Source organism: Actinomadura sp. KC345 (assembly GCF_004348515.1).
In the GTDB taxonomy this organism is placed as follows: Bacteria; Actinomycetota; Actinomycetes; order Streptosporangiales; family Streptosporangiaceae; genus Spirillospora.
On sequence record NZ_SMKH01000283.1, the window covers coordinates 1 to 9,973 of the forward strand.

Sequence of the window (9,973 nt, forward strand, 5' to 3'; positions counted from 1 at the left end):
CCGTGAACCCCACCCGCCGACCCTGACCGGAGGAAGCCGAGCAGCAACCCCGACCACGCGCGCGAGCGCGCTGACTGACCGGTGAGGCGACGCCGGAGGCGAGCCTCACGAAGCGAGCCGCCAGGCGAGCGCAGTGGGCCGTTGCTGCATTAAACACGCGTGTCTTCGGGGGCCCGGAGGCGTGTGAGGACCTGCACCGGATCGGACAGGACCTCGGCGAAGGCGAACTCGGCGGCGCCCACGATGGTCGTGTCGTCCCCGAGGGCGGGGGTGCGGAGCTTGACCCTCTCGCGCGGCGCGGCGAGGGCGCTGGTCGCCAGGACGCTGCGGATCTGCGCGGCGGCGCCGAGGTAGATGTCGCGGAGCGTCCCCCCGAAGACGACCATGCCCGGGTTGAAGACGTTGACGAGGTTGGCGACGCCGAGGGCGAGCCAGCCGCCGACCCGGTGCAGCGCCTCCCGCGCGGCGATGTCGCCGGCGTCGGCGGCCGCGACGACGGCGCGGACCGCGTCGCGGCCGGGCTGGTCGGGGCTCTCCTCGCGGCCGGCGTGGGCGAGCAGCGTCCGCTCGCCCACCTCGGCCTCCAGGCAGCCCCTGGACCCGCAGGCGCAGAGCCGCCCGCCCGGGTTGATGATCATGTGGCCGATCTCGCCGCCGAAGCCCTCGTCCCCGCCGAGCAGCCGGCCGTGCGCGATGATGCCGCCGCCGACACCGACGTCGCCGTGCAGGTAGATGAGGTTGTCGCAGCCCACTCCGGCGCCGCGCTCGTGCTCGGCGAGGGCGCCGAGGTTGGCGTCGTTGCAGACCGAGACGGGGATGCCGAGGCCGAGGCGGCGCGACAGGGCGTCGCCGAGCCTCAGTTCGCCGACGTCGAGGTTGGGGCCGAACATGATGGTGTCGTCGGAGCGGCGGACGGTGCCGGGGAAGCCGAGCGTGGCACCGACGCAGACGGTGTCGCTTCCGGCCTTGCGGACGAGGGACCGGGCGCCGGCGACGAGCGCGCCGAGCAGCTCGGCGGGGTCGGAGTCGCGGGCCCGCACGCCCTCGCGGCGGTCCAGCACGACGCCGCCGAGCCCGACGCGCGCGACGACGAACCGGTCGACCCCCGCCTCGAACGCCAGCACGTACACCCGGGTGGACTCGGGCCGGACCACGAGCGACGGCCGCCCGGCACGCCGCCCGGGACCGCGCGGCAGCTCCTCGCGGACGAGCCCGGCGGCGGTGAGGTCGGCGGTGAGCGCCATGATCGTGCTGCGGTTGAGGCCGAGGGACTCGGCGAGCGTCGCGCGCGAGGCCGGGCCGCGCAGATGCACGAACCGCAGCAGTGTCCCGAGGTTGTGGCGCCGGATGTCCTCCTGGGACGGGCCGCCCTTCATCATCGGCGCAGCCCCAGCTCTCCGCTGACACCCGAGGTGATCAGCTCGACGACCTGGCGGTGGGTGATGTCGGCGGTCCTGACCTGGGCGACCATCCGGCCGAGGTACAGCGCGGCGATCCGGTCGGAGACCGCGAAGACGTCGTTCATGTTGTGCGAGATCAGCACGACGGCCAGGCCCTTGTCGGCGAGCCGGCGGACGATCTCCAGCACCTGCTGGGTCTGCGCCATGCCGAGCGCGGCGGCGGGCTCGTCCAGGATCACGACCTTGCTGTCCCACAGGACGGCGCGGGCGATCGCGACGGTCTGCCGCTGCCCGCCCGACAGCGTCGCGACCCGCTGCCGGACCGAGCCCATCGTGCGGACGGCGAGGCCGGACAGCGTCGTGCGCGCCATCTCCTCCATCGCGGTCTCGTCCAGCATGAAGCCGCGGCGCTGCTCGCGGCCGAGGAACAGGTTCTGGACGATGTCGAGGTTCTCGCAGAGCGCGAGGTCCTGATGGACGATCTCGATCCCGAGCCGGGCGGCGTCCCGGGGGCTGCCCGGCCGCACCGGCCGGCCCTCGAAGCGGTACTCGCCCGCGTCGAAGGGGTGGATGCCGCCGATGCACTTGACCAGGGTCGTCTTGCCGGCTCCGTTGTCGCCGACGAGCGCGGTGACCTCGCCGGGATAGGCGGAGAACGCGATGTCCTGGAGGACCTTCACGGAGCCGAAGCTCTTGTCGATACCACGCAGGTCAAGGGCTGGCGTCACTGACATGCCGAGAGGCTCCCACCGTGCCGCGCCGCCGCCGCGCGGCAGGCGGTCGTGGTCGAGGAGATTACCAGTTCGCCTCCACGGCCCGAAACCACCGGACGGCCCGGCAGGGGGGCCTGCAGGGCCGGGCCGTCCGGCGGGGCCGGGGAGCCGATGGCGCGGGCCAGCGGCTCCCCGGCTTCCCCGGCGGTGTTCACGGAGTCACCGGGTCCATCGGGGTCATCTCCCCGCGCTCGACCGCCGACGCCTGGCCAGCGCGTCCATGCTCGCGGCCAGCAGCAGCACCAGCCCGGTGATGAGGAAGCTGAGGTAGGCCTTGGTGCCCAGGAGCCCCAGCCCGTTCTCGATCGTGGCGATGACCAGCCCGCCGAACACGGCGTCACGGGCCTTGCCGCGGCCGCCGAACAGGCTCGTCCCGCCGATGACGGCGGCGCCGACCGCGTAGAGCAGCGTGGTGTCGCCGCCGGCGTTGGTGGCGACGGAGTTGAGCCGGGACGCGGCCACGATGCCGCTGATCGCCGCCAGCCCGGAACCGATCATGAAGACCGAGATCCGGATGCGGACCACGTTGATGCCGGCGCGGCGGGCGGCCTCGGCGTTGCCGCCGACGGCGTAGATGTGCCGTCCGAAGGACGTCCGGCCGAGCAGGAACGTGCAGGCGACGAGCAGCGTGCCCACGAGCAGCACGCCCCACGGGATGCCGCCGATCCAGGCGATCGGGCTCGCCGCCCGGTCCTGGCTGAGCACGGCGGTGACGATCAGCAGAACCGCCGCGACGAGGGCGGACTGGCCGAGGACCAGCGCGAGCGGCTTGGAGACGAGATTGCGCTTCTGCTGGCTGCGCCAGCGCAGCAGCTGCGTGGCGGCGTAGGCCACGGAGCAGACCACGGCGAGCGTCCAGCCGAGTGCCACCGGCATGTTCTTACTCGCCAGTGCCACGATGACGTCGTCGCGGACGGGCACGGTGCCGCCCTCGCCGATCAGCCACAGGGTGAAGCCCTGCAGGCCGAGGAAGAACGCGAGCGAGACGACGAACGAGGGGATTCTCAGGACGGCGACCAGCCAGCCGATCGTCGCGCCGATGATGATGCCGACGGCGATGGCACAGATCACCGCCACGTACCACGGCTGCCCGGACTGGGCGAGCAGCTTCGCCATCACGGCGGCGCTGAGGCCGCTCGCCACGCCCGCGGACAGGTCGATCTCGCCCACCAGCAGGACGAAGACCAGCCCCATGGCGAGGATGGTGATCGGGAGCGCCTGCGTGGAGAGGTTCGCGAGGTTGCCGGCGCTGAGGAAGGTGCCGGGCTTGAGGATGGTGAACAGGACGAACAGCGAGAGGAGGCCGACGATGGCGGGAAGGGCTCCCAGCTCACCGGACTTGATCTTGCTCCAGTAGTCCAGGAGCGACGACTTCAGGTCGCCTTCGCGCAGGTCGTTGGCGAAGTCGGAGTCCGCCAGCTTGACGGCGGCGGCCTCTTTGCTCTCGGGGATGTCGGTGGCCACGTGGTCCCCCTTCAGATGCTCTCGGCGGCGACCTGCGGCGCGAGGCCGAGATCGCCGGAACGGCCGGCGGTGATGAGCTCCACGACCTGGCCGTGGGAAACCTCGTCGGTCGAGACGTCGGCGGCGACCTGTCCGAGGTAGAGCGCGGTGATGCGGTCGGCCACCTCGAACACGTCGTTCATGTTGTGCGAGATGAGCACGACGGCGTGCCCGGTGTCGGCGAGCCGCCGGACGAGGTCGAGCACCTGGCGGGTCTGGGCCACGCCGAGCGCGGCGGTGGGTTCGTCCAGGATCACGACCTTGGACTCCCACAGCGCCGCCTTGGCGATGGCGACGGTCTGGCGCTGCCCGCCGGACAGGCTCGCGACCTGCTGGCGGACGGACTTGACGGTGCGGACCGACAGCCGGGCGAGGGTCTCCCGCGCGGCCTCCTCCATCGACTGCTCGTCGAGCACGATCCCCTTGCGCCGCTCACGGCCGAGGAACATGTTCTGCGCGATGTCGAGGTTGTCGGCGAGGGCCAGGTCCTGGTACACGACCTCGATCCCGAGGTCGGACGCGGCCCGCGGCCCGTCGATGGTGACCGGGCGGCCGTCGAACTCGATCTGCCCGGAGTCGATGGGGTGGATTCCTGCGATGCACTTGATCAGTGTGGACTTCCCGGCGCCGTTGTCGCCAACGAGGGCCATGACCTGGCCCAGCTGCAGGGAGAAGTTCACATCGTGCAGTACATGGACGGCACCGAAACTCTTGTTGAGTCCCGTCAGTCGGAGGACGGGGTCTCCGTTCTTAGCCACGTGTTCCCTTTCAGGGTCGTTGTCCTGCTCGTGGCGGGCCCCCCGGCGTCCCGGGATTCCGGGGGCTCGGGACGCCGGCACACGGGGGGGCGGGGGCCCGCCACGAGGGTCGGCGGCGGGCGGTTACTGGATGCCCGCGTCCTTGCACTTCGCCGCGTAGGCTCCCTTGCAGAGGTCCGCGGCCTTGACGAACCCGTCGTCCACGACCTTCTTCATGTTCTCCGTGGTGACGCTGATCGGGGCCAGCAGCACCGACGGCACGTCACGCTTGCCCTCCGGGTCGTTCGTGGTGCCGTTGGTCTCGCCCTTCTCGCCCTTGATCAGGGAGATGGCGAGCTTCGCGGCCGCGTCGGCCTCCTGCTTGATCGGCTTGTAGACCGTCATGCACTGGTTGCCGTCGAGGATGTTCTGCAGGGCCTGCACGGTCGCGTCCTGCCCGGTGACCGGGACATCGCCGGCCCGCTGGTTCTTCTTCAGGACCGAGATGGCCGAGTTGGCGAGGTTGTCGTTGGCCGCGACCACGCCGTCGATCTTGCCCTTCTGCTCCGTCCACATCTGCTCGAAGAGCGTGGCGGCGTTCTCGGCGCTCCAGTCCGGGACGGGCTGCTCGGCCACCTTCGTGTAGTTGGCGTCCTTGTCGAGGATGTTGTGCGCGCCCTTGGCGAACAGGGTCGCGTTGTTGTCGGTGGGCGCGCCGTTCAGGTAGACGATGTTCGACTTCTTGTCACCGAGGCACTTCTGCAGGCCCTTGCCGAGCTCCTCGCCGACCTTCACGTTGTCGAACGACACGTAGTAGTCGGCGACGCCGCCGAGCGTGAGCCGGTCGTAGTCGATGGTCTTGACGCCCTGCGACTGCGCCTTGCGCTGGACCGCGGCGGCGGAGCTGGAGTCGAGGCCGCTCATGATCAGGACCGAGACGCCGCTGGTGAGCATCTGGTCGGCGATCGTCTGGAACCGCTGGGCCTTGCCCTCCGCGTTCTGGATGTCGCTCTCGATGCCGGCGGCGTCGAAGGCCTGCTTGAGGTAGGGGCGGTCGAAGCTCTCGTAGCGGTCCGACGAGGCGGTGTCGGGCAGGATCACGCCGACCTTGCCCTTGTCGGAGGCGGTCGCTTCGGAGTCGCCGTCCCCGCAGGCGGTCAGCGTGAGCGCCCCGGCCGACATGACGGCCATCAGGCTGAGGATCCCCTTGCGCATAGCCCGGGTCCTTTCTGGGGGTGGGGCCGCCGTGGCGCGGCCCAGGGTCGCCAGGCCGGTGAGCGAGATCACAAGTCCACCGGCTTGAATGTTGTGCCCCGCAACTTATGTCGCCGTCAGCCGTCGCGCCATACCTCTCGCCGGATCAATTTGTTGTTGCTGGTAACAATCCCGTAACGCGAGATCAGCACGGGAACAGCCCGGACAGCGCGGAGCCGGCGAGGAGATCCGGCGGGCCATGCGCTCCGACCTGCGGGGTAGCCGATTGTTCGGCGACTCAACATTCACCCCGACCTGTGGTCAACCGCACAGAGGGGGTCACGGGGGTCGTGAGGAATCCGAAACGTCTCCCGCTCGGACGCCGGGGCGGCAACGGAGCGCCGCCCCGGCGGGCGGGCGCCCCCGCCGGCCGCCCCGCGGCGGCCCGCCGGACGGCCTCGGTCAGCGGGCGGCGAGGACCAGCGCGACCCTGTCGGCCGCGGCGAAGAGGTCGTCGGCGGAGGCGATCCGCTCGGCCCACGACCACCAGTACCACCAGCCGTCCGCGCCCTGCTCCGCCAGGATGTTCTCCGTGAGGGCGGACGCGTCCGGATTGGTCACGTGCAGGCTCGGCGACTGACCGCGAGGCAGGGTGAGACGCACCCGGAAGCCACGCTTGACCAGCTCGTCGCCGAGCTCTTCCAGATATTCGATCCGCGTCTTGGTAGGCGCGGCGGTTCCCGTATCGTCAGGCGTCATCCTCAGTTCCTCACGGACTCCGCGCGGCCCGACGAGACCTCAGCCTCCCGCGTCACCGGCCCTTGTGCAAGCACTTCGGGCTGGTCGGCCGAATGGCGGCGGTGCACCTCGCAGCCGCGCTCCACAAGAGCGTGACCAGTGCGACCGCCCGCGTTCCAGGGCTCACGGAACCCTATCCGGGATATCGTGCGCTGGCACAGGGACCGGACCATGGGGGCGACGATGACGGCCGGCGAGAACGCGGACCAGGGTGCCACTCCCGCCGCCGGTTCCGAGCCGGGCGGCGGTGCGGGCGGCGAGGCGCCAGAGGCCGGGCCCGGGCCGCGGGGACCGGCGGCGTGGCACCGGTTCCACTACGCGGTCGGCGTGTTCCTCATCGCCTACGGCTCGACCGGCCTGATCAGCGCCGTCCTGCTGTGGGGCGACCGGCAGGACGAGATCGAGGGCTACTTCGGGTCCGTCCCCGCGACGGCCGTGCTGGTCCTGGTCAAGGTGCTGGAGCTGGCGCTCGTCGCCTCGGCCGCGGCGGGGGTGGTGCTCCGCCGGGACGTGCTGCTCGTCCCGCCGACGGCCGGCTGGATGGCCGGGTTCGCGATGTTGGCCGTCCTGGACGTCTTCACCGCCAGATGGGGCGCGCTGCTCCCCCATCTGCTGTACCTGGCGGCCTTCGTCGTCCTGCTGTTCCTCTCCTACGGGCTGAGCGCGAAGGCCCAGCTCGCCGGTGCGCCGGAGGACGGCGAGGGCGACCCGCCGGGCGGCGGAGGGCGGCTCACCCGGACCCAGGGGTTCGCGCTCCGGGCGATCAACCGGGCCGCCGCCCTGACCGGGCCGCGCCCGCGCCCCGAGAGAGCGGACTGATCTCGGCAGATGTTGCCGTTGACACGCCCCTGTCCGATCTCCCCTGACGCACCGCCCACACACTCACCGTCATGATATAGACACACAATGTTATGGTGTTGGAGTGAAACTGGTGGTGCAGGTAAAGCTGCTCCCCGACGCCGCCACCGCGCAGGCGTTGCGGGAGACGCTGAAGCTGTGCAACCAGGCCGCCGGCCACGCCTCCCGCCGCGCGCACGCCACCGGCGTGACAGGCAAGACCGCGCTGCAGCGGCTGGTATACGACGAACTGAAGGCGATGGGCCTGTCCGCGCAGCCGGCGATCCACTGCGTCCGCAAAGTAGCGGGGGCCTACGCCACGCTGGCGCAGAACCTGAAGGCCGGCAACTACGGGCCGCCCGGCTCGCGGCGCCGTGCCCGCGTGGAGGGCACGCCGGTCCGGTTCCGCAAGGACGCCGCGCAGCCATTCGACGACCGGTCGCTGTCCTGGCGGATCGGCGCGCGCACCGTGAGCATCTGGACCGTGCACGGCAGGCTCAAAGACCTCGCCTTCGCGTGTTCTCCCGAGCAGGCGGCGATGCTCACTGCGCACCGGCGCGGCGAATCGGACCTGGTCTGGCGTGGCGGCTGCTTCTACCTGTACGCGACCTGCGAAGTCCCGCAAGCCGAGCAATACATCCCCGACGGGCTCATGGGGGTGGACCTGGGCATCGCCAACATCGCCACCACCTGCGACGGCACCGTCCACTCCGGTAAGCACGTCAACCAGGTGCGGCACCGCAACCGCCGGCTCCGCCGGCGCCTGCAGAGCAAGGGCACCAAGTCCGCCAAGCGGCTGCTGCGCCATCTGTCCGGCCGCGAAGCCCGTTTCGCGGCCGACACCAACCACCGCATCTCCAAGCAGATCGTGACCGAGGCTCAACGCACCACGCGCGGGATCGCCCTAGAGGACCTGGGCGGTATCCGTGCGCGGGTCCGGCTACGCAAGCCCCAGCGGGTCACCCTGCACGCCTGGAGTTTCGCCCAGCTCGGCGCGTTCATCGCCTACAAGGCCGAGCGCGCCGGTGTCCCGGTGGTGCATGTGGACCCGCGCCACACCTCGCAGAGGTGCTCGGCGTGCGGCCACATCGACAAGAACAACCGCCCCGACCAAGCCACCTTCCGGTGCACGTCGTGCGGCTTCGCTGAGCACGCCGACGTCAACGCAGCCCGCAACATCGCCGCACGCGGCACAGCGGGCTGGGCAGTGAGTCACGCTGCCGACGACTCGGCCTGATGCCCACCACCCAGGTGCGGCAGCCAGAGCTGCAAGCTCGACCCGTCACGTCAGGGCCGAGAAGCTGACCCGCGACGTCTACGAGGGGGCCCGTTCGGGCGCCCCGGGGCCGAGACGACCCTTCCGGCCGGCACTTACTGGATCTCGATGGCCCAGGGCCGGAAGCACTGGATCCAGGCCATGCTGGGCGAGGACTCCTACACGCCGTTCCCGTACTTCTACGACGTAACGGCGTGGAGCCTGCCGCTGCTGGCGAACGTGCCGGGCGGCTCGTCCGGTGCCGTCCTGCGGCCGCGGGCCGTGCCGGTGCGGACGCTCCCGGCGCCGCGTCCGGGCCATGGGGGCGAGGCGCCGAAGCTCGGCGTCCTCCAGCTCTCGGCGACGTCGTCGGCGGCGCGCCAGTCGGCCGGCTGGCTGCGGCACCGCCTCGACCGCGACTGGAGGCTGCCGTTCACTCTGCTGACCCCGGCGGACGTGGCGGCGGGCAGGCTCGCGGGCGTCGAGGTGCTGGTCACACCGGACGGCCCGGCGTCGTCCGCCTACGACGCGCTCGGCGACGCCGGGCGGAGCGCGCTCCAGGAGTGGACGCGCGACGGCGGCCGCTACATCGGCTGGCAGGGCGGCACCCAGCTCGCGGCGCGTCTCGGCCTGACGACGGCGACGCTGTCCGAGCCCACGTCCGACATCCCCGGGTCTCTGTTCCGCGCGAAGGTGGACGAGGACGGACCGCTCGCCGCCGGCGTCGGCTCGGCGTCCGCTATGTGGTGGACAACCCGCGTGGCCTGCCGACGGACCACCACCCGTTCGCCGCCAGACTGCCGTCCCTCATCAAGAAGGCCGGCATCACCCCGCTGGCCATCACCCTCCTCTGACCCGTCGACTTGCGCGTGTTGTTGTTATCCGGCCTGCCATAACAACAACACGCCGCAAGTGAATCGGTGCTCTGGCGGGGCGGTATCCGAGAGATCGGGTGCCGCCCCGTTGACGTGCGTGGATGTGGGTTGACCTGCGGTTTCGGGTGCGGTGTGCCCGGCGCTGGCGTTGATCTTGTCTCACTGGTGCGCGCTGGTTTTCGCTGGTGCTCGCTGTTCGCGGGCCATGTGCGGGCCATGGCCCGGGGCGGTTGCCGCTGGTTACGGGCTGTCTAGGGCGTGGTCTATGGCCTTGTTGGCGCGGGTCTCGCTGAGCTGGCGCTCTAGGGGGTTGGTGCCCCAATCGGTGACGGCGATGAGGACGGTTCCGCATTGGTCGGCGTCGCATCGTGGGTGCCGGGCGGTGGTGTCGAACGTGCGGACGGGGCGGTCTAGGAGTCGTCCGGCTTGGCGTCCGGCGGTGCGTAGGCGGTCGCGCTCGTCGGACGAGTGGTAGACGGTGCTGGTCTGCCCGGATCGCCTGAGCTGCTCGGCGATGACGGCGGCCAGGTCTTGGCTCATCGGGTCGTCCCTCCTGGCGCTGGTGTCCAGGATGGCGCGGTGCGGGTGCGGGTGCCAAGTG

The 9,973-nt window shown here is 71.0% G+C and carries 10 protein-coding genes; 3 read left to right on the forward strand and 7 right to left on the reverse strand.

Annotated features, from left to right (window positions below; all coding sequences use genetic code 11):
- Nucleotides 1–149: 149 nt before the first annotated feature.
- The 6 genes from E1281_RS32150 to E1281_RS32175 form a co-directional block, all read right to left on the reverse strand.
- Nucleotides 150–1,376 carry an ROK family transcriptional regulator gene (locus E1281_RS32150; RefSeq protein ID WP_131883488.1) on the reverse strand — a complete coding sequence of 409 codons (1,227 nt, stop codon included), beginning with the start codon at nucleotides 1,374–1,376 and terminating at the stop codon, nucleotides 150–152.
- Nucleotides 1,376–2,134 (reverse strand): ATP-binding cassette domain-containing protein, encoded by a 759-nt coding sequence (locus E1281_RS32155; RefSeq protein ID WP_131883479.1) that lies wholly within the window; start codon nucleotides 2,132–2,134, stop codon nucleotides 1,376–1,378. The genes E1281_RS32150 and E1281_RS32155 overlap by 1 nt, the downstream gene beginning before the upstream one ends.
- A gap of 216 nt (nucleotides 2,135–2,350) precedes the next feature.
- Nucleotides 2,351–3,637, reverse strand: a complete 1,287-nt coding sequence (locus tag E1281_RS32160; protein WP_131883480.1) for an ABC transporter permease — start codon at nucleotides 3,635–3,637, stop codon at nucleotides 2,351–2,353.
- 11 nt (nucleotides 3,638–3,648) lie between these two features.
- Entirely contained in the window at nucleotides 3,649–4,434 is a 786-nt protein-coding gene (locus E1281_RS32165) for an ATP-binding cassette domain-containing protein (protein ID WP_131883481.1), read from the reverse strand.
- 123 nt (nucleotides 4,435–4,557) lie between these two features.
- Nucleotides 4,558–5,628, reverse strand: a complete 1,071-nt coding sequence (locus E1281_RS32170; protein WP_131883482.1) for a sugar ABC transporter substrate-binding protein — start codon at nucleotides 5,626–5,628, stop codon at nucleotides 4,558–4,560.
- Nucleotides 5,629–6,069: 441 nt separating this feature from the next.
- On the reverse strand, nucleotides 6,070–6,366 hold the full coding sequence (locus E1281_RS32175) for a hypothetical protein (protein ID WP_131883483.1): 297 nt from the start codon (nucleotides 6,364–6,366) through the stop codon (nucleotides 6,070–6,072).
- Nucleotides 6,367–6,576: 210 nt separating this feature from the next.
- Here E1281_RS32175 and E1281_RS32180 point away from each other — a divergent pair, with 210 nt between their 5' ends.
- From E1281_RS32180 to E1281_RS32190, 3 genes are all read left to right on the forward strand, one after another.
- Nucleotides 6,577–7,224: a hypothetical protein gene (locus E1281_RS32180; RefSeq protein ID WP_131883484.1), complete on the forward strand. Its 648-nt coding sequence runs from the start codon at nucleotides 6,577–6,579 to the stop codon at nucleotides 7,222–7,224.
- 103 nt (nucleotides 7,225–7,327) lie between these two features.
- Nucleotides 7,328–8,479: an RNA-guided endonuclease TnpB family protein gene (locus E1281_RS32185; protein ID WP_131883485.1), complete on the forward strand. Its 1,152-nt coding sequence runs from the start codon at nucleotides 7,328–7,330 to the stop codon at nucleotides 8,477–8,479.
- A 147-nt stretch (nucleotides 8,480–8,626) separates the two neighbouring features.
- Complete coding sequence (locus E1281_RS32190) at nucleotides 8,627–9,484, forward strand: hypothetical protein (RefSeq protein ID WP_131883486.1); 858 nt, start codon at nucleotides 8,627–8,629, stop codon at nucleotides 9,482–9,484.
- Nucleotides 9,485–9,612: 128 nt separating this feature from the next.
- Here the strand turns inward: E1281_RS32190 and E1281_RS32195 are convergent.
- On the reverse strand, nucleotides 9,613–9,973 hold a 361-nt coding region (locus tag E1281_RS32195), incomplete at its 5' end, for a hypothetical protein (RefSeq protein WP_207943614.1).